This is a genomic window from Paraburkholderia bannensis (genome assembly GCF_014200455.1).
GTDB classification, from domain to species: domain Bacteria; phylum Pseudomonadota; class Gammaproteobacteria; order Burkholderiales; family Burkholderiaceae; genus Paraburkholderia; species Paraburkholderia bannensis_A.
This window is the reverse complement of sequence record NZ_JACHBW010000002.1, coordinates 144,617-162,757: the sequence shown is the minus strand read 5'-3', so window position 1 is coordinate 162,757 and position 18,141 is coordinate 144,617. Positions and strand designations below refer to the sequence as shown.

Below are 18,141 nucleotides of genomic sequence, written 5' to 3'. Positions count from 1 at the left end.
CGTAAGTGCAAATCCCAATGATTGCGCTGCATCAATGGCGAGACAATGGCGCGGAATGAAAAGAGCGGGGGAGGCATGCGCCGGCGCGCCATGCATTGTCGTGTGTATGCCAGCACGAACCCAACGAAGCCAGTCGAAGCATCAGCCACTACTTCGCGTGGAAGGGAACATGATTCTCGGCGACACGATTCTGGAAACGCGTGGCCTCACGAAACAGTTCAAGGGCTTTACAGCCGTGAACGGCGTGAACCTGCGCGTGTGCCGCGGTTCGATACACGCGCTCATTGGACCAAATGGCGCGGGCAAAACCACTTGCTTCAATCTCCTGACTAAATTTCTCGTGCCGAGCGCGGGGCGCATCGTCTTCAACGGCATCGACATCACCAGCGAGCGGCCCGCGCAGATTGCGCGGCGCGGCATCATCCGTTCGTTTCAGATTTCGGCGGTATTTCCGCATTTGACTGCGTTGCAGAACGTGCGTATCGGCCTGCAGCGGCAACTGGGCACCGCCTATCACTTCTGGAAAAGCGAGCGCACGCTGGCCGAACTCGACGACCGCGCGATGGATCTGCTCACGCAAGTGGGCCTCACCGATTTCGCCGATGTGCCCACCGTGGAACTCGCATACGGACGCAAGCGCGCGCTCGAAATCGCCACCACGCTGGCGATGGAACCCGAGCTGATGCTGCTCGACGAACCCACGCAAGGCATGGGTCACGAGGACGTGGATCGCGTGACGGCGCTCATCAAGAAGGTATCGACGGGGCGCACCATCCTGATGGTCGAGCACAACATGAACGTGATCGCCGGCATCTCCGACACCATCACGGTCCTGCAACGCGGCGAAGTGCTCGCCGAAGGCACCTATGCCGAAGTCTCGAAGAATCCGCTGGTGGCCGAAGCTTATATGGGCAGCGCCGACGCCGCGCTCGCAGGGGCGCACGCATGAGCACGGTGACCGAACAGCGTGGTGAATCGCAGGCAGCGTCGGGCGAGGGCGAAAGCGCGCTGGAGATCGCGGGCCTGCAGGCGTGGTACGGCGAATCGCACATCCTGCATGGCGTCGATCTATCGGTGAAACGCGGCGAGGTCGTTACGCTGCTTGGCCGCAACGGCGCGGGCCGCACGACGACGCTGCGCGCGATCATGGGCCTCACGGGGCGGCGCACCGGATCGATCCGCATCGGTGCGCGCGAAACCATCCAGATGCCGACTTATCGCATCGCGCATTGCGGCGTCGGTTATTGCCCGGAAGAACGCGGCATTTTCGCGAGCCTGTCGTGCGAAGAGAATCTGCTGCTGCCGCCCGCGATTGGCGTCAAAGGCGCACAAGGCATGTCGATCGACGAGATCTACACGCTGTTCCCCAATCTCGCCGAACGTCGGCATAGCCAGGGTACGCGGCTTTCGGGCGGCGAGCAGCAGATGCTGGCCGTCGCGCGCATTTTGCGCACGGGCGCCAACCTGCTGCTGCTCGACGAGATTTCCGAGGGCCTCGCACCCGTGATCGTGCAGACGCTTGCGCGCATGATCGTCACACTCAAGTCGCGCGGCTACACCATCGTGATGGTCGAGCAGAACTTCCGCTTCGCCGCGCCGCTCGCCGACCGTTTCTATGTGATGGAGCACGGACGCATCGTCGAGCGCTTCGGCATCGCCGAACTCGAAGGGAAGATGCCGGTGCTGCACGATCTGCTTGGAGTCTAGTTCGCATCGGTTTCGCGTGCGCTCGCGATCCGTCCTGTTTTGCCTTGCCTGAAAAACGCTGAATAACAACGCGGCATCACAACGCCACCAGTGAAAGGAGACAGCAATGAAGAAGACCACGCTCGCGAGGCTCGCGGTTTATGTAGCCGCCACGGCAGCAGCTACAGCGCTTTGCGCGGGGAATGCGCAGGCCGCGAACGACGCGGTGAAGATCGGCTTCATCACGGATATGTCAGGTCTTTATGCGGACGATGACGGCCAGGGCGGCCTCGCCGCGATCAAGATGGCAATCGCCGACTTCGGCGGCAAGGTGAATGGCAAGCCGATCGAGATCGTGTACGCCGATCACCAGAACAAGGCTGATATCGCCGCATCGAAGGCGCGCGAATGGATGGACCGTGACGGCATCGACATGCTGCTCGGCGGCACCAATTCGGCGACGGCACTGGCGATGAATCAGGTTGCGCAGGAGAAGAAGCGCGTCTACTTCAACACCGGCGCGGGCACTGATGCGCTGACCAACGAGCAATGCACGCCGTACACGATTCACTACGGCTACGACACGGTCGCGCTCGCCAAGGGCACGGGCCTCGCGGTGCTCAAGCAGGGCGGCAAATCGTGGTTCTTCCTGACCGCCGATTACGCGTTCGGCAAGTCGCTCGAAAAGAACACGGCGGACGTGGTGAAGGCCAACGGCGGCCAGGTGCTGGGCGAAGTGCGCCATCCGCTCTCGGCATCGGACTTCTCGTCGTTCCTGTTGCAGGCGCAGGCTTCGAAGGCCCAGGTGCTGGGGCTGGCGAATGCGGGCGGCGACTCGGTCAATGCGATCAAGGCGTCGAAGGAGTTCGGCATCACCAAAACGATGAAGATCGCCGCGCTGCTGATGTTCCTGCCCGACGTTAAGAGCCTGGGACTCGATACCACGCAGGGCCTCGTGCTGACGAGCGGCTGGTACTGGGACCAGAACGACGCCACGCGCAAGTGGGCGCAGCGCTATTACGAGCAGACGAAGAAGATGCCGTCCGAGCTTCAGGCCGCCGACTACTCGGTGGTGACGAACTACCTGAAGGCGGTGCAGGCCGTGGGTTCGACCGACTCCGACAAGGTCATGGCGCAACTCAAGAAGACGAAGATCAACGACTTCTACACGAGCAACGGCTATATCCGCCAGGACGGCGTGCTGATTCACGACATGTATCTGGTCGAAGTGAAGAAACCGTCCGAGTCGAAGGGGCCGTGGGATCTTTACAAGGTCGTGCAGACGATTCCGGGCGAGCAGGCTTATACGTCGAAGGCGGAATCGAAGTGCGCGCTGTGGAAGTAGGCGGCTTCAAAGCCTGATGCGCGTGGCGCGCCTGCGCGCCGCGCGTCATACGTCAACCCGTGCCGTTAAAGGCGGTTTTCATGATGATCTTTGGCATTCCGCTTCCGGCAATGCTGAGCCAGTTGTTGCTCGGGCTCGTGAACGGGTCGTTTTACGCGATCCTGAGCCTGGGCCTCGCGGTGATCTTCGGCATGCTCAACGTGATCAACTTCGCTCATGGCGCGTTGTTCATGCTGGGCGCGATGCTCACGTGGATGGGCCTCGCTTACTTCAATCTGCCCTATTGGGTGATGATTTTCGTCGCGCCGCTGGTGGTGGGACTGCTTGGTGTGCTGATCGAGCGTTCGATGCTGCGCTGGCTGTATCGGCTCGATCATCTGTATGGACTCCTGCTGACTTTCGGTTTGACGCTGGTGGTGGAGGGCGTGTTCCGTTCGATCTATGGCGCGTCCGGGCAACCGTATGACGTGCCCGATCTGCTTGCGGGCGCAACCAACCTCGGCTTCATGTATCTGCCCAATTATCGCGCGTGGGTCGTGGTGGCGTCGCTGGCCGTGTGCTTCGCCACCTGGTTCGTGATCGAGAAAACGCGTCTTGGCGCGTATCTGCGCGCGGGCACGGAAAACCCCAAGCTCGTCGAGGCGTTCGGCATCAACGTGCCGCTGATGATCACGCTGACCTACGGCTTCGGCGTCGCGCTCGCGGCGTTCGCCGGGGTGCTGGCCGCGCCCGTGATCCAGGTCTCGCCGCTGATGGGACAGCCGATGATCATCACGGTGTTCGCCGTGGTGGTGATCGGCGGCATGGGTTCGATCATGGGCTCGATCCTCACGGGGCTGCTGCTTGGCGTGATCGAAGGCTTTACGCGCGTGTTCTGGCCGGAGGCGTCCGCGACCGTGGTGTTCGTCATCATGGCGATCGTGCTGCTGGTTCGCCCCGCCGGCCTCTTCGGCAAGGAACGGTGATGCAAAGAAAAGTGCTATATGCGCTGCTGCTGATCGCGCTGATCGCGGCGCCTTTCGCGGGCGCTTATCCGCTCTTCGTGATGAAGGTGCTGTGCTTCGCGTTGTTCGCCGCCGCCTTCAACCTGTTGATCGGCTATACGGGGCTGCTGTCGTTCGGGCATGCGATGTTTCTGGCGAGCGCGGGCTATACCACCGGCTACGCGGTTCAGACGCTGGGCTTCACGCCTGAGCTGGGCGTGCTGGTTGGCACGGCGGTGGCGACGGCGCTTGGCATGATCGTCGGTATTTTCGCGATCCGTCGGCAGGGCATCTACTTCTCGATGGTCACGCTCGCGCTCGCGCAGATGGTCTACTTCGTGTTCCTGCAGGCGCCGTTCACGCACGGCGAGGACGGCCTGCAAGCCGTGCCGCGCGGCAAGCTGTTCGGCCTTCTGTCGCTCGATTCCGATCTCTCGCTCTACTACGTCGTGCTGGTGGTGATGGTGCTGGCGTTCATGCTGATCGTGCGCATCGTGCATTCGCCGTTTGGCCAAGTGCTGGTAGCGATCAAAGAGAACGAGCCGCGCGCGATTTCGCTCGGCTATGACACCGACCGCTTCAAACTGCTCGCCTTCGTGCTGTCCGCCGGGCTGGCCGGGCTGGCCGGCTCGCTCAAGGTGCTGGTGCTGGGCTTCGAGACGCTCGGCGACGCCTACTGGACCATGTCCGGCCTCGTGATCCTGATGACGCTGGTGGGCGGCATGGGCACGCTGTTCGGGCCGCTGCTGGGCGCGGCGCTGATCGTCGCGCTGGAAGACCGGCTGGGCGATATCGGCAGCGCGTTGGCGTCGGTGACTGGCGTGGACTGGTTCCGCTCGCTGGGCGAGTCCGCAACCATTGTCACGGGGCTGATTTTTATCGCCTGCGTATTGGCGTTCAGGCGGGGGATCGTCGGCGAGATCGTGGCGAGGGTGCGGCCGCTGCGCGCGTGATTTTGTGCGGCGGCGAGCTTGCTTCACGTGGCTATTCGCGTGAGAATGAGCGCCTCCGTGTGCTATCCACACGGCCCCCGCGCGGCTTGCCGGACGATTGCGAAATGCGACAAAGCTGTGTCGGTGCGCCCCAAATCGGTGCCGCGCTGCACCACTAGGGTAAATGCTAGTTGCCCGTCGGGGGTGCGAAAGTTAAAGTTTCACCTAGTTCTGATGCACCAAATTTGCAGGTGGAGAACGAGGAGACAACTGAGGCACAAAGTGCCCGGACAAGGAAGCGCAGTTGGATGAAAATCCAACTGCGCTTTTAATATTCTGCTTCGGCTTTTATCGCCGGGCCTCTCCGTTCTCCATCCCCGCTTTTCCCTCCGCTGTGTTTGTTCGCGGTATCCCTCCTGCTGTTCTCCGGCGCTCGCCTATCATCGTTTTCCTCACCGTTGCATCCGCGCTGTAAGCCGCTGGAAAGCGCTTGCTCCGCGAAACATCGCTCCGTTACACTCGCCATTCGCCGACCATGCGGTCAGCATTAACGACCTGCGCTGACTGGCGCATCGGCGCGTGAACCCTGCCTGATTCGAAACCGGAAGTTGCCGACTCTCGATTCTCCGGTGCAAAAAAGAAAACGACGATCGAAGGAGTGGAGATGCAGTTGGTTTGGCGTTGGATGGGCGCGGCCGTGGCCGCGACGGGGATGTTTGCCGCAATGGCAGGCGCGGCGCACGCAGACGTGAAGATTGGCGTGACGCTGTCCGCCACGGGCCCGGCGGCCTCGCTGGGCATTCCGGAGAAAAACACGGTCGCGCTGCTGCCGAAGGAAATTGCGGGCCAGAAGGTCGATTACATCGTCCTCGACGACGCCACCGATTCCACCCAGGCCGTCAAGAACACGCGCAAGCTCATCAGCGAAGACCACGTCGACGCGCTGCTCGGCTCGACGGTCGTACCGAATTCGCTGGCGATGATCGACGTCGCCGCCGAAACCTCCACGCCGATGATCTCGATGGCCGCCGCCGCCTCGATCGTCGAGCCGATGGACGCAAAGCGCGCGTGGGTCTTCAAGACGCCGCAGAACGATCAGCTGATGGCCGAAGCGATTGCGCAGCACATGGCCGCGCACGGCGTGAAGACGGTGGCCTTCATTGGCTTCGCGGATGCCTACGGCGAAAGCTGGTACAAGGCGTTCGGCGCGGCCGCGGCGAAGCAGGGCATCAAGCTCGTCGCCAACGAACGTTTCGCACGCAACGACGCGTCGGTGACCGGCCAGGTGCTGAAGATGGTGTCGCAGCATCCGGACGCCGTGCTGATCGCAGGCGCGGGAACGCCCGCCGCGCTGCCGCAAAAAACGCTCAAGGAGCGCGGCTACGCGGGCAAGTACTATCAGACGCACGGCATTGCCAACAACGATTTCCTGCGCGTGTGCGGCAAGGACTGCGAGGGCACGTATCTGCCTGCCGGCCCGCTACTGGTCGCCGATCAACTGCCCGATACGAATCCCGTGAAGCAATCGGCGCTCGCCTACAAGGCCGCCTATGAGAAGGCGTATGGCGCGGGTTCCATTTCCACATTCGGCGGTCACGCGTGGGACGCGGGGCTCTTGTTGCAGCATGCGATTCCCGTCGCGCTCAAGGCTGGGCAACCGGGCACCCAGGCGTTTCGCGAGGCGCTGCGCAAGGCGCTCGAAGGCACCCGCGATGTGGCCGGCGCACACGGCATCTTCAATATGAGTGCAAGCGATCATGCGGGCCTCGATCAGCGGGCGCGCGTGATGGTTCAGATCGTTGGCGGCAAGTGGAAGCTGGCTGGCGATTGAGTTTCACGAGGAACGCACAGACATCGCACTCGACATCAAAAGGCACGCTCCCCTGGGACGTGCCTTTTTTGTTGCTGTCGCAACGATGCGTTGGTGTATCTCGCAAGCAGAGCAGGGCGGTAGCACAGCAGTAACGAAGCAGTAGCGATGCAGTAGAACGGCCGGATCGCGCCGCGGCTTGTGCAGTGCCGCAGGCAGGGAAAACCATGCGTCACACGCGCGCTCCCCCTTACTACACTCAAAGGCCGGGGCGGCGGCGGACACGTTGAAAACCTTCGCGGCACGGTGACGGCACAACAAATATCGACACGCAGACAAAGCGTTTGGAGACGCGCAATGAAAACGAAACTCGCAATGAAGAAGTGGTCGATGAAGGCGATCCATGCCGGACTCGCAGCGGCATTGGTGAGCACGGCGGGTGTGGCGGCCGCGCAGGTGAAGATCGGCGTGACGCTGTCGGCGACGGGACCGGCGGCCTCGCTCGGCATTCCGGAGAAGAACACCATCGCGCTGCTGCCCAAGGAGATCGGCGGCAAGAGCGTGCAGTACATCGTGCTCGACGACGCTTCGGACACCAGCAAGGCGGTGCAGAACACCCACAAGCTGATCGACGAGGATCACGTCGATGCCATCATCGGGTCGTCGGTGACGCCGAACTCGCTCGCGATGCTCGACGTGGTCGCGCAGGGCAAGACGCCGATGATCTCGCTCGCGGCGTCGGCGGCCATCGTGCAGCCGGTGGACGACAAGCGCAAATGGGCGTTCAAGCCGCCGCAGAACGATAGCCTGATGGCCGATGCGATCGCGGGCTATATGGAAAAGCACGGCGTGAAGACCGTGGGGTTCATCGGCTTCACGGATGCGTATGGCGACAGCTGGCTGCGCGAGTTCACGGCGGCGGCGGCGAAGCACAACCTCAAGATCGTCGCGAACGAGCGCTATAACCGCACCGATTCGTCGGTGACGGGGCAGGCGCTCAAGCTGATGTCGGCGAACCCGGATGCGGTGCTGATCGCCGGTTCCGGCACGCCCTCGGCGCTGCCCGCGACCACGCTCAAGGATCGCGGCTACAAGGGCAAGATCTATCAGACGCACGGCGTCGCCAATAACGATTTCCTGCGCGTGTGCGGCAAGGACTGCGAGGGCGAACTGCTGCCCGCCGGCCCGATTCTCGTCGCCGATCAACTGCCCGATTCGAACCCGGTCAAAAAGTCCGCGCTCGCCTATAAGGCGGCCTACGAGAAGGCCTACGGCGCGGGCACGGTGGCGACCTTCGGCGGCCACGCCTGGGACGCCGGCCAGATGCTTCAGCGCGCGATTCCGGCTGCGCTCAAGACCGCTCAACCGGGCACCGAAGCGTTCCGCGTGGCACTGCGCGACGCGCTCGAAAACATCAAGGATCTGCCGGTCTCGCACGGCATCATGAACACGTCGCCGACCGACCACAACGGCCTGGATGACCGCGCGCGCGTGATCGTGGAAGTCGTCAACGGCAAGTGGAAGCTGCAGGGCGATTAAGCCGCGCTGCGCTTTTTGTCTCGTGTTTCTTGAGCGGCGCGGCCTGAATGGCTGCGCCGCGCGCATTGCCGCAAGTTCTTGCGTCGTCCCGCATCGCTCCCAACGTCGTTCTGACGTTGCTGGTTTCACGTGTCTCAGTAAAGAGGGGTTATGGATTTATCGATCGCCGCGATCCTCGCGCAGGACGGCATCACCACCGGAGCGATCTACGCGCTGCTTGCGCTCGCGCTGGTGCTGGTGTTTTCCGTCACGCGCGTGATCTTCATTCCGCAGGGCGAATTCGTCTCGTATGGCGCTTTGACGCTCGCCGCGCTGCAATCGCAGAAGTTTCCCGCCACCTGCTGGCTGCTCGTTGCGCTGGGCGCGGCGTGCTTTGTCGTCGAGACGGCCGGGCTCGTGCGTCATGCCGAACGACGCCGTCATGCGGCGCGCACGCTCGTCACGCTCGCGGGCAAGTATCTGCTGTTTCCCATCGCGCTCTACGCGCTCACGCGTGGCGTGGCAGGGCAGCCGCTGCCGATGCTCGCGCAGATCGCGCTGACGCTGGCCATCGTCGTGCCGATGGGGCCGTTCATTTATCGCCTGGCCTATGAGCCGATCGCCGAGGCCACCACGCTGCTGCTGCTGATCGTGGCGGTGGCGGTGCACTTCGCGATGGTGGGCCTGGGTCTGGTGATGTTCGGCGCGGAAGGCTCGCGCACCAACGCGTTCTCGGATGCCAACTTCAATTTCGGCGCCTTGTCGATCTCGGGGCAGAGCCTCTGGGTGATCGGCACGGCGGTGGTGCTGATCGCCGCGCTGTACTTCTATTTCGATCGCACGATTTCCGGCAAGGCGCTGCGCGCGACCTCGGTGAACCGGCTGGGTGCGCGTCTCGTGGGTATCGGCACGACGCAGGCCGGACGGCTGGCGTTCACGCTCGCGGCGGGGCTGGGCGCGCTGTGCGGCGTGCTGGTCGCGCCGCTCACGACCATCTACTACGACTCGGGTTTCCTGATCGGCCTGAAGGGTTTCGTGGGCGCGATCATCGGCGGGCTGGTGAGCTATCCGTTGGCTGCGGCGGGATCGGTGCTCGTGGGGCTGCTGGAGTCGTACTCGTCGTTCTGGGCGAGTTCGTACAAGGAGGTGATCGTGTTCACGCTGATCATTCCCGTGCTGCTGTGGCGCAGTCTGTCCACGCCGCACGCCGAAGAGGAAGAGGAGTGAGGCGATGAAACGACTCGTTCTGCATAACCGTTTTTTCTGGCTGTTCCTCGTGGTGATGTTTGCGCTGCCGGTATTGCCCGGCGCGGTGCGCGTGCCTGAGTACTGGATCACGCTGCTCAACTACATCGGGCTGTATTCGATCGTCGCCATTGGCCTCGTGCTGCTCACCGGTATCGGCGGGATGACGAGCTTCGGGCAGGCCGCCTTCGTCGGTCTGGGCGCATACGCGACGGCGTATCTGACGACCCGGTACGGCGTCTCACCGTGGCTCGCGCTGATCGTCGGCGTGGTGATTACCGCGCTCGTCGCGCTCGTGCTGGGGCTGGTGACGATGCGGCTTTCCGGCCATTTCCTGCCGCTCGGCACGATTGCCTGGGGTCTCGCGCTGTTCTTCCTGTTCGGCAATCTGGACATGCTCGGCAAGTACGACGGCATCAACGGCATTCCGGTGCTCAACGTGCTGGGCATCGAGCTGGAGTCCGGGCGGCACATCTATTACCTGATCTGGGTGGTGGTGCTGGCGTCGGTGATCTCGGTGCAGAACCTGCTCAATAGCCGCACAGGCCGGGCGATTCGCGCGCTGCGCGGCGGCGGCTTGATGGCCGAGGCGATGGGCGTCAACACGGCCTGGATGCGCGTGGTGATCTTCGTCTACGCGGCGGTTCTGGCGGCGGTCTCGGGCTTCCTCTATGCCCATCTGCAGCGGGCCGTGAACCCGACGCCGTTCGGCTTGAATCACGGCATCGAGTATTTGTTCATGGCCGTGGTGGGCGGCGTTGCGCACGTCTGGGGTGCGGTGCTGGGTGCGGCGATCCTCACCGTTTTGCAGGACTGGCTGCAGACCTTGCTGCCCAGGCTGCTCGGCGAGAACGGCAACTTCGAGATCATCGTCTTCGGCATTCTGATGGTGCTGCTGCTCCAGTACGCGCGGCGCGGCGTCTGGCCGTTCGTCGCGCGTTTCTTCCCGGGTGGCCCACAGGCGCATGTGCCCGAGCATGCCGAGCCTTTGCCGCAACGCAGCAAGCCGGCTGCGGGCGAGTTGCTGCTGAGCGTCGATAAGGCGCGCAAGCAGTTCGGCGGCCTGGTAGCCGTGAATGACGTGAGTTTCGAGGTGAAGGCCGGGCAGATCATCGGCCTGATCGGCCCGAACGGTGCGGGCAAATCGACCACCTTCAACCTCGTGACCGGCGTGCTGCAGCCGACCAGTGGCGCAATCACGTTCCGGGGTGAGCGCATCGACAAGCTGACTTCACGTGAAATCGTCGCGCGCGGCATCGGTCGCACGTTCCAGCACGTCAAGCTGCTGCCGACCATGACGGTGCTGGAGAACGTGGCGATCGGCGCGCATCTGCGTGGCCATTCGGGCGTCCTGCGCAGCGTCGTCAAGCTCAATACGGCGGAAGAGGGCAGGCTGATGAGCGAGGCGGCAAAGCAGCTTCGGCGCGTCGGTCTCGAGCAGCATATGTATGAGGAAGCGGGCAGTCTGGCGCTCGGTCAGCAGCGGATTCTGGAAATCGCGCGGGCGCTTTGCTGCGATCCGACCCTGCTCCTGCTGGACGAACCGGCAGCGGGGCTGCGGTATCAGGAGAAGCAGCAGCTCGCTGCGTTGCTGCGCAAGCTGAGAGAAGAGGGGATGAGTGTGCTGCTGGTCGAACACGATATGGACTTCGTGATGAATCTCACCGACCGCCTGGTGGTGATGGAGTTCGGCACGCGCATCGCCGAAGGGTTGCCGCAAGAAGTGCAACAAGACCCGGCGGTGCTGGAAGCTTATCTGGGCGGGGTGGAATGATGGCGACGCCCATTCTCGAAGTTTCCGGCCTCGCGGTGCGCTACGGCAAGATCGAGGCGCTGCACAAGGCGTCGATCAAGGTGGGTGCGGGCCAGATCGTCTCCGTGATCGGTCCCAACGGCGCGGGCAAATCCACGCTCCTCAACGCCATCATGGGCGCGCTGCCGGTGACGGGCCACGCGAGCGGCCGCATCGCTTATCTCGGCGACGAAGTGGGTGCCTTGCCGATCGAACGTCGCGTCGCGCGTGGCATGTGCCTTGTGCCGGAGAAGCGCGAGTTGTTTGCCTCGATGACGGTTGAGGACAATCTCGTGCTTGGCGCCTACCGGCGCAAGCGGGCAGGGGAGCGCAACTTTCTCGATCAGCTCGATCATGTGTTCGCGCTTTTCCCTCGGCTGAAGGAGCGGCGCAGCCAGGCAGCAGGGACGCTCTCCGGCGGCGAGCGGCAGATGCTCGCAGTCGGTCGCGCATTAATGGGCAAGCCCGACCTGCTGATGCTGGATGAGCCTAGCCTCGGCCTCGCCCCGCTGATCGTGAAAGAGATCTTCCAGATCGTTAGCGCGCTAAGGCAGACAGGCGTGGCGACGCTCTTGATCGAGCAGAATGCGCGCGCGGCGCTGCAGATCTCCGACTACGGCTATGTGCTTGAGACGGGCGATCTGGCGCTGGAAGGGGCAGCGGCTGAGCTAGCGCAGAATCCGCGCGTGATCGAGACTTACCTCGGACTCGCGAAGAAGCCGGTCTAGTTCTCGTCAGGCTCTGTAGAAATCGGCGGCGTGTTTCACGTGAAACACGCCGTTTTTCTTTTATAGGCGATTAAACCTTCAACGGGCCTGAACGGTCCAAAACACGAAACCGTTATAATTCGTCCATTCCACTTTTTTCAGAGAAGGCTCACGCGGTCTATTCGTCCGTGCGTGAGGTTCCGGCCATGCTTTTTCCCACAGAGTTTGACGTAATCGTCGTCGGCGGCGGTCACGCCGGCACCGAGGCCGCGCTTGCCGCCGCCCGTATGGGCGTGAAGACGCTCCTGCTCACGCACAACATCGAAACGCTCGGTCAGATGAGCTGCAATCCGTCGATCGGCGGCATTGGCAAAGGTCATCTGGTCAAGGAAGTCGACGCGCTAGGCGGCGCGATGGCCGCAGCGACGGACGAGGGCGGTATCCAGTTCCGTATCCTCAACTCGTCCAAGGGCCCGGCTGTGCGCGCCACGCGTGCTCAGGCTGACCGTATTCTGTACAAGGCGGCGATCCGTCGCCGTCTCGAAAACCAGCCGAACCTGTGGTTGTTTCAGCAAGCCGTCGAGGACCTGATGGTCGAGGGCGATCGCGTTGTTGGCGCGGTGACGCAGGTTGGTCTGCGCTTCCGCGCGCGGGCCGTGGTGCTGACGGCGGGGACCTTCCTCGACGGCAAGATCCACGTGGGCCTGAACAACTACACAGGTGGCCGCGCTGGCGATCCCGCTGCCGTGACGTTGTCGGCGCGCCTGAAGGAACTGAAGCTGCCGCAAGGGCGCCTCAAGACCGGCACGCCGCCGCGTATCGACGGTCGCACGATCGATTTTTCGATGCTGGAAGAGCAGCCGGGCGACCTCGATCCGGTGCCGGTCTTCTCGTTCCTGGGTCGTGCCGAGCAGCATCCGCAACAGATTCCGTGCTGGGTCACGCACACCAACGAGCGTACGCACGACATCATCCGCGGCGGCCTGGATCGTTCGCCGATGTACACCGGCGTGATCGAAGGGGTAGGGCCGCGTTACTGCCCGTCGATCGAAGACAAGATCCATCGCTTTGCTTCGAAGGAATCGCACCAGATTTTCCTGGAGCCGGAAGGCCTGACGACCAACGAGTTCTACCCGAACGGGATCTCGACAAGCCTGCCCTTCGACGTGCAACTGGAACTCGTGCACTCGATGCGCGGTCTGGAGCACGCCCACATCCTGCGTCCCGGCTATGCGATCGAGTACGACTACTTCGATCCGCGTGGCCTGAAGGCATCGCTGGAAACCAAGGTGATCAACGGTCTGTTTTTTGCGGGTCAGATCAACGGTACGACGGGCTACGAAGAGGCGGCTGCGCAAGGGCTGCTCGCAGGTATCAACGCCGGCCTGCAAGTGCAGGGCAAGGACGCGTGGTGCCCGCGCCGCGATCAGGCCTACCTTGGCGTGCTGGTCGACGATCTCGTGACGCGTGGCGTGTCCGAGCCGTACCGTATGTTCACGAGCCGCGCCGAGTATCGTCTGAGTCTGCGTGAAGACAATGCCGATATGCGTCTGACGGAAATCGGCCGCGAACTGGGCGTGGTGGACGACGAGCGCTGGGATGCGTTCAGCCGCAAGCGCGACGCTGTTTCACGTGAAACCGAACGTCTGAAGTCGACGTGGGTGAACCCGAAGACGCTGGGTGCGGAAGAGGCGACGGCATTGCTCGGTAAGCCCATCGATCGCGAATACAATCTTGCGGACCTGCTGCGCCGTCCAGGTGTGAGCTATGACGGTGTGGTTGGCCTGCGCGAGGGTGCATGTGCGCCGGCGGCGCCGCTCGCCGACGATCAAGTTCTGCTCGAACAGATCAAAGAGCAGATCGAGATCGGCATCAAATATCAGGGCTATATCGACCGTCAGGCCGATGAGATCGAACGAAACGGCGCGCAAGAAAATACGCGTCTGCCGGAGGGTATCGATTACAAGGAAGTGCGCGGGCTGTCGTTCGAAGCCTGCCAGAAGCTGACTCAGCATCGGCCGGAAACGATTGGTCAGGCATCGCGCATCTCGGGCATCACGCCCGCTGCGATCTCGCTGCTGATGGTGCACCTCAAGCGCGGTCTTGGCCGCCGTCGTCAGAATCCGGCCGACGCTGCTGCGAACGCCGCCGCCAATCCGGCTGTTGCCGACAACAAACCGGTGGCTCAATGACGGCTCGCTCACGGCAACCCGGTATCGCTGACCGCGACGCGCTCGCCCAGATACTGAAGGAGGGCGCCGACGCACTCTCCCTCGACTTGAGCGAGCATCAACACCAGCAACTGCTGGACTACGTTGCGCTGCTGGTGAAGTGGAACGCCGTCTATAACCTGACGGCGATCCGCGATCCGCGCCAGATGATGATCCAGCACATTCTCGATTCGCTTTCGATCCTGCCCCATCTGCCTTCACGTGAAAACGCGACAGTGCTGGACGTAGGATCGGGCGGCGGCTTGCCCGGCATCGTGCTGGCGATTGCGCGCCCCGACTGGCATGTCACGCTGAACGACATCGTGCAGAAGAAGTCGGCGTTCCAGTCGCAGGCCAAGGCCGAACTGGGACTTGCGAATCTGGCTGTGGTGACGGGGCGGGTGGAATCGCTACGCCCTGGCGTGGAAGTGCCAAAAAAATTCGACTTGATCGTCTCGCGGGCATTCGCGGAACTCACCGATTTCGTTACACTGGCCCGTCACCTCGTCGCCGACGGTGGCGCGATCTGGGCCATGAAGGGCGTACGCCCGGATGGCGAGATCGAACGCTTGCCGGAGGGCGCGCGTGCGGTAAAGACGATTCGTCTGGTGGTGCCGATGCTCGATGCCGAGCGTCACCTCAGCGAAGTACTGGTCGAACCTTTGCCGCAGGCGTGATTGCGGCAAACGCCAAAACAGCAACACAGCAGCATTGGCCGAGAGGCCGAATAGCGCGACCGGTCGGATCGCGCTAACGTAAGCAAACTTTCAAGGCAGTAAAAGGGACACACACAAGATGGCAAAAATCTTCTGCGTTGCGAACCAGAAGGGCGGCGTCGGCAAGACGACGACAACGGTCAATCTAGCCGCGAGCCTCGCATCGCAGGGACAGCGTGTCCTTCTCATCGATCTCGACCCGCAGGGCAATGCCACGATGGGCAGCGGCATCGACAAGGCCGCCTGCGAGTACACCGTTTATGAAGTGCTCGTCGATGGCATCTCGGTGCCCGATGCGCGCACGAGTCCGGAGCATGTCGGTTACGACGTTCTGCCCGCCAATCGCGAACTGGCCGGCGCCGAAGTGGAGCTGGTGTCGGTCGATCAGCGCGAACGTCGGTTGAAGAATGCGCTGGCCGAGGTGGACGATCAGTACGACTTCGTCCTGATCGACTGCCCGCCCGCACTTTCTCTGCTCACGCTTAACGGCTTGTGCGCGGCGCATGGCGTCGTGATTCCGATGCAGTGCGAGTACTTCGCGCTCGAAGGTCTGTCGGATCTCGTCAACACGATCAAGCAGGTGCACGCGAACATGAATCGCGACCTGAAGGTGATCGGCCTGCTGCGCGTGATGTTCGATCCGCGCATCACGCTGCAACAGCAGGTGTCGGAGCAACTCAAGGAGCACTTTGGCGACAAGGTGTTCGACGCAGTGATCCCACGCAATGTGCGTCTCGCGGAGGCGCCCAGCTACGGCTTGCCGGGCGTGGTGTTCGATCGCGCATCGCGCGGTGCGCAGGCCTACGTGCAGTTCGGCGCGGAAATGATCGAGCGCGTGCGCGCGATCTGACTCAGACTGGGGAAGCACGATGAACGCAGTAGCACGTAAAAAGGGATTGGGCCGAGGACTTGAGGCATTGCTCGGCGGCAGCGCGGACATCACCGAAGCGGTGAAGATCGAAGGCGCCCCCAACACGCTTCCGCTCACGCAGATGCAGGCGGGCAAGTACCAGCCGCGTACGCGCATGGACGAGGGCGCACTCCAGGAACTCGCCGCGAGCATTCGCGCGCAGGGCCTGATGCAGCCCATCCTCGTGCGTCCGATCGGACCCGAGCGTTACGAGATCATCGCCGGCGAACGGCGTTTCCGCGCCGCGAATATCGCGGGTCTGACGGAAGTGCCGGTGCTTGTGAAGGACGTGCCGGACCAGGCCGCCGCCGCGATGGCGCTGATCGAAAACATTCAGCGCGAAGATTTGAATCCGCTCGAAGAGGCGCAGGGCATCCAGCGTCTGCTCGACGAATTCAATTTCACGCACGAACAGGCAGCGGAGTCGGTGGGGCGTTCGCGCAGTGCGGTGTCGAACCTGCTGCGTCTGCTGAACCTGGCGATGCCGGTGCAGACAATGTTGCTCGCGGGGGACCTCGATATGGGCCACGCGCGCGCGCTGCTCGCCGTGGATGCCGCCACGCAGATCCAGCTCGCGCATCAGGTGGTCAATCGTCGCCTATCGGTGCGTGAAACGGAAAAACTCGTTGCGGCCACAACAAAAGCCGTGCCTGCGGTGAAGGCGAAGGTCGCACAGGACGGCGGCCGCGATACGCGCCGTCTCGAAGAAGAGTTGTCTGACCTCTTGGCCGCCACGGTCAAGATCAAGGTCGGTCGCCGCGGACGAGGGCAGTTGACCGTCGATTTCGGCGATCTCGATTCGCTCGAAGGCATCCTGCTGCGTCTGCGCGGCGAAACCGCAGTCTGACGACCCACGCGCAGCCAGTGCAAGAATCCGATGCCGCGAAACGCGGCTCCATGAACGCCACGCCGAACCTGCTGCAGCGGGTCGGCGCTTTCGTGCGTGGCGAACCGGTGCTGACGATTCTCGTTGTCGCGCTGGTAGTGCTGCAGATTTTCGCGCCGCAGCCGTGGTCGAAGCTGCCGGCGCTGGTCGACTGGCAAACGGTGATGACGCTTGCCGGTTTGCTGATCCTGACCAAGGCGCTGGAATATTCAGGATTCCTCACGTGGACGGCGCATCGGCTGGTCCATCGTATCCGCTCGGAACGCTCGCTCGCGTTCCTGCTAATCGCGCTTGCCGCCGTGCTCTCGACGATCGTGACCAACGACGTCGCGCTTTTCGTCGTGGTGCCGCTGGTGCTCTCGCTGCACAAACTCACGCCGCTGCCGCTCAAGCGGCTCATCATCATGATCGCGCTGGCCGTGAATGCCGGCTCGGTGCTAACGCCGCTTGGCAATCCGCAGAACCTGTTTCTGTGGCAACTGAGCGGCGCATCGTTTGGACGCTTCGTTGCGGCGCTCGCGCCGTTGTGCGCACTGCTGATGGCGATGCTGTTCGTGCTGGCCGCGTTCCTGTTCAAGCCGCAGCAACTCGACCTCACGAAAGACGCCGACGAGCATTCTGTCGATCGCGCGCTGGCTGGCGTCGCCGCCGTGTTGTTCATCGGCTTCGTCCTGCTTGCCGATGCGCATCGCGCCGGCATCGCTCTGGCCGGCGTAGCGGGGGGCTTTTTGCTGTGGCGCGCGCGCATCGTTCTGAAGATCGACTGGCTGCTTTTGTTGATCTTCGTTCTGATGTTCGTTGTTTTGCGCAGTGCCGCCGCGCTGCCGTGGATCCACCACGCACTCGCCGATCTCGCGTTGCAGACGCCCATGCGCGCTTATGCCGCAGGGGCGGTTCTCTCCCAGGCCATCAGTAATGTACCGGCCGCCATCGTGCTCGCAGGCTTCACACAGGACTGGCGCGCGCTCGCATTCGGCGTGAGCGTGGGGGGCTTTGGCGTGGCGATTGGCTCGCTGGCGAACCTGATTGCCGTGCGTTTGTCAGGCGAGCGCGGTGTCTGGCTGCCGTTTCATCTCCTCTCCATACCGTTCTGGTTAATCGCAGTATTGGGTGGCGCCACTTTGTTGTATTTTTTCTGACGGAAATGCGACAAGGCGACGACACAAACGCCGTTCCACGGTAAAATCGCGCCCCGTTTTGCCTGGCTCTCCTGAGTGCAGGATGCGCGCAGCACACAGCCTTACAGTTCCCGTTACCCGGGGAGTAATGGCGTGTTTTCCGCATCATGAAGTAGCATTCCACAGGTGTTATTGAGCGGGCTAAAGTCTTGAATTGGCTGCAACTATCGCTTACAATCGCCCGGATTTATTTGGTTGGCGATGCTGTAAGCACGTTGCAAGA

Annotated in this window: 15 protein-coding genes; all 15 read left to right on the top strand. The window is 62.7% G+C overall.

Features of this window, described 5'->3' with window-relative positions:
* Positions 1-169 precede the first annotated feature (169 nt).
* The 15 genes from F4827_RS03725 (at position 170) to F4827_RS03655 (ending at position 17,879) form a co-directional block, all read left to right on the top strand.
* The gene (locus F4827_RS03725) at positions 170-949 is read left to right on the top strand and encodes an ABC transporter ATP-binding protein (protein WP_183721739.1); all 780 of its coding nucleotides are present in this window, start codon (positions 170-172) and stop codon (positions 947-949) included.
* A complete protein-coding gene (locus F4827_RS03720; RefSeq protein WP_183721736.1) occupies positions 946-1,707 on the top strand; it encodes an ABC transporter ATP-binding protein in 762 nt (253 codons plus the stop codon). Before F4827_RS03725 ends, F4827_RS03720 begins: the two co-directional genes overlap by 4 nt.
* A 106-nt stretch (positions 1,708-1,813) precedes the next feature.
* Positions 1,814-3,031, top strand: coding sequence for an ABC transporter substrate-binding protein (locus F4827_RS03715; RefSeq protein ID WP_183721734.1), 1,218 nt, complete (start codon positions 1,814-1,816; stop codon positions 3,029-3,031).
* 80 nt (positions 3,032-3,111) lie between these two features.
* Positions 3,112-3,996: a branched-chain amino acid ABC transporter permease gene (locus tag F4827_RS03710; RefSeq protein WP_183721732.1), complete on the top strand. Its 885-nt coding sequence runs from the start codon at positions 3,112-3,114 to the stop codon at positions 3,994-3,996.
* Positions 3,996-4,967, top strand: coding sequence for a branched-chain amino acid ABC transporter permease (locus F4827_RS03705; RefSeq protein WP_183721730.1), 972 nt, complete (start codon positions 3,996-3,998; stop codon positions 4,965-4,967). The genes F4827_RS03710 and F4827_RS03705 overlap by 1 nt, the downstream gene beginning before the upstream one ends.
* Before the next feature lie 664 nt (positions 4,968-5,631).
* Positions 5,632-6,777 (top strand): ABC transporter substrate-binding protein, encoded by a 1,146-nt coding sequence (locus tag F4827_RS03700; RefSeq protein WP_409258765.1) that lies wholly within the window; start codon positions 5,632-5,634, stop codon positions 6,775-6,777.
* Positions 6,778-7,146: 369 nt separating this feature from the next.
* Positions 7,147-8,295 (top strand): ABC transporter substrate-binding protein, encoded by a 1,149-nt coding sequence (locus tag F4827_RS03695; RefSeq protein WP_409258764.1) that lies wholly within the window; start codon positions 7,147-7,149, stop codon positions 8,293-8,295.
* Positions 8,296-8,445: 150 nt separating this feature from the next.
* A complete protein-coding gene (locus tag F4827_RS03690) occupies positions 8,446-9,501 on the top strand; it encodes a branched-chain amino acid ABC transporter permease (RefSeq protein WP_183721726.1) in 1,056 nt (351 codons plus the stop codon).
* Positions 9,502-9,505: 4 nt separating this feature from the next.
* A complete protein-coding gene (locus F4827_RS03685; RefSeq protein WP_183721724.1) occupies positions 9,506-11,293 on the top strand; it encodes an ABC transporter permease subunit in 1,788 nt (595 codons plus the stop codon).
* A complete protein-coding gene (locus F4827_RS03680; protein WP_183721721.1) occupies positions 11,290-12,039 on the top strand; it encodes an ABC transporter ATP-binding protein in 750 nt (249 codons plus the stop codon). Before F4827_RS03685 ends, F4827_RS03680 begins: the two co-directional genes overlap by 4 nt.
* Positions 12,040-12,224: 185 nt before the next feature.
* Positions 12,225-14,210: a tRNA uridine-5-carboxymethylaminomethyl(34) synthesis enzyme MnmG gene (gene mnmG / locus F4827_RS03675; RefSeq protein ID WP_183721718.1), complete on the top strand. Its 1,986-nt coding sequence runs from the start codon at positions 12,225-12,227 to the stop codon at positions 14,208-14,210.
* Positions 14,207-14,905, top strand: a complete 699-nt coding sequence (gene rsmG, locus F4827_RS03670) for a 16S rRNA (guanine(527)-N(7))-methyltransferase RsmG (protein WP_183721715.1) — start codon at positions 14,207-14,209, stop codon at positions 14,903-14,905. Before mnmG ends, rsmG begins: the two co-directional genes overlap by 4 nt.
* A gap of 118 nt (positions 14,906-15,023) precedes the next feature.
* Complete coding sequence (locus F4827_RS03665; protein ID WP_183721712.1) at positions 15,024-15,794, top strand: ParA family protein; 771 nt, start codon at positions 15,024-15,026, stop codon at positions 15,792-15,794.
* 19 nt (positions 15,795-15,813) lie between these two features.
* Positions 15,814-16,701 (top strand): ParB/RepB/Spo0J family partition protein, encoded by an 888-nt coding sequence (locus F4827_RS03660; RefSeq protein ID WP_183721708.1) that lies wholly within the window; start codon positions 15,814-15,816, stop codon positions 16,699-16,701.
* A gap of 50 nt (positions 16,702-16,751) precedes the next feature.
* Positions 16,752-17,879: an SLC13 family permease gene (locus F4827_RS03655; RefSeq protein WP_183721705.1), complete on the top strand. Its 1,128-nt coding sequence runs from the start codon at positions 16,752-16,754 to the stop codon at positions 17,877-17,879.
* Positions 17,880-18,141: the final 262 nt, after the last annotated feature.

Bases quoted from the DNA above. Each gene is read 5' to 3' on its own strand.
- F4827_RS03725 (WP_183721739.1), top strand. From the start codon at position 170: ATGATTCTCGGCGACACGATTCTGGAAACGCGTGGCCTCACGAAACAG.
- F4827_RS03720 (WP_183721736.1), top strand. From the start codon at position 946: ATGAGCACGGTGACCGAACAGCGTGGTGAATCGCAGGCAGCGTCGGGC.
- F4827_RS03715 (WP_183721734.1), top strand. From the start codon at position 1,814: ATGAAGAAGACCACGCTCGCGAGGCTCGCGGTTTATGTAGCCGCCACG.
- F4827_RS03710 (WP_183721732.1), top strand. From the start codon at position 3,112: ATGATGATCTTTGGCATTCCGCTTCCGGCAATGCTGAGCCAGTTGTTG.
- F4827_RS03705 (WP_183721730.1), top strand. From the start codon at position 3,996: ATGCAAAGAAAAGTGCTATATGCGCTGCTGCTGATCGCGCTGATCGCG.
- F4827_RS03700 (WP_409258765.1), top strand. From the start codon at position 5,632: ATGGGCGCGGCCGTGGCCGCGACGGGGATGTTTGCCGCAATGGCAGGC.
- F4827_RS03695 (WP_409258764.1), top strand. From the start codon at position 7,147: ATGAAGGCGATCCATGCCGGACTCGCAGCGGCATTGGTGAGCACGGCG.
- F4827_RS03690 (WP_183721726.1), top strand. From the start codon at position 8,446: ATGGATTTATCGATCGCCGCGATCCTCGCGCAGGACGGCATCACCACC.
- F4827_RS03685 (WP_183721724.1), top strand. From the start codon at position 9,506: ATGAAACGACTCGTTCTGCATAACCGTTTTTTCTGGCTGTTCCTCGTG.
- F4827_RS03680 (WP_183721721.1), top strand. From the start codon at position 11,290: ATGATGGCGACGCCCATTCTCGAAGTTTCCGGCCTCGCGGTGCGCTAC.
- mnmG (WP_183721718.1), top strand. From the start codon at position 12,225: ATGCTTTTTCCCACAGAGTTTGACGTAATCGTCGTCGGCGGCGGTCAC.
- rsmG (WP_183721715.1), top strand. From the start codon at position 14,207: ATGACGGCTCGCTCACGGCAACCCGGTATCGCTGACCGCGACGCGCTC.
- F4827_RS03665 (WP_183721712.1), top strand. From the start codon at position 15,024: ATGGCAAAAATCTTCTGCGTTGCGAACCAGAAGGGCGGCGTCGGCAAG.
- F4827_RS03660 (WP_183721708.1), top strand. From the start codon at position 15,814: ATGAACGCAGTAGCACGTAAAAAGGGATTGGGCCGAGGACTTGAGGCA.
- F4827_RS03655 (WP_183721705.1), top strand. From the start codon at position 16,752: ATGAACGCCACGCCGAACCTGCTGCAGCGGGTCGGCGCTTTCGTGCGT.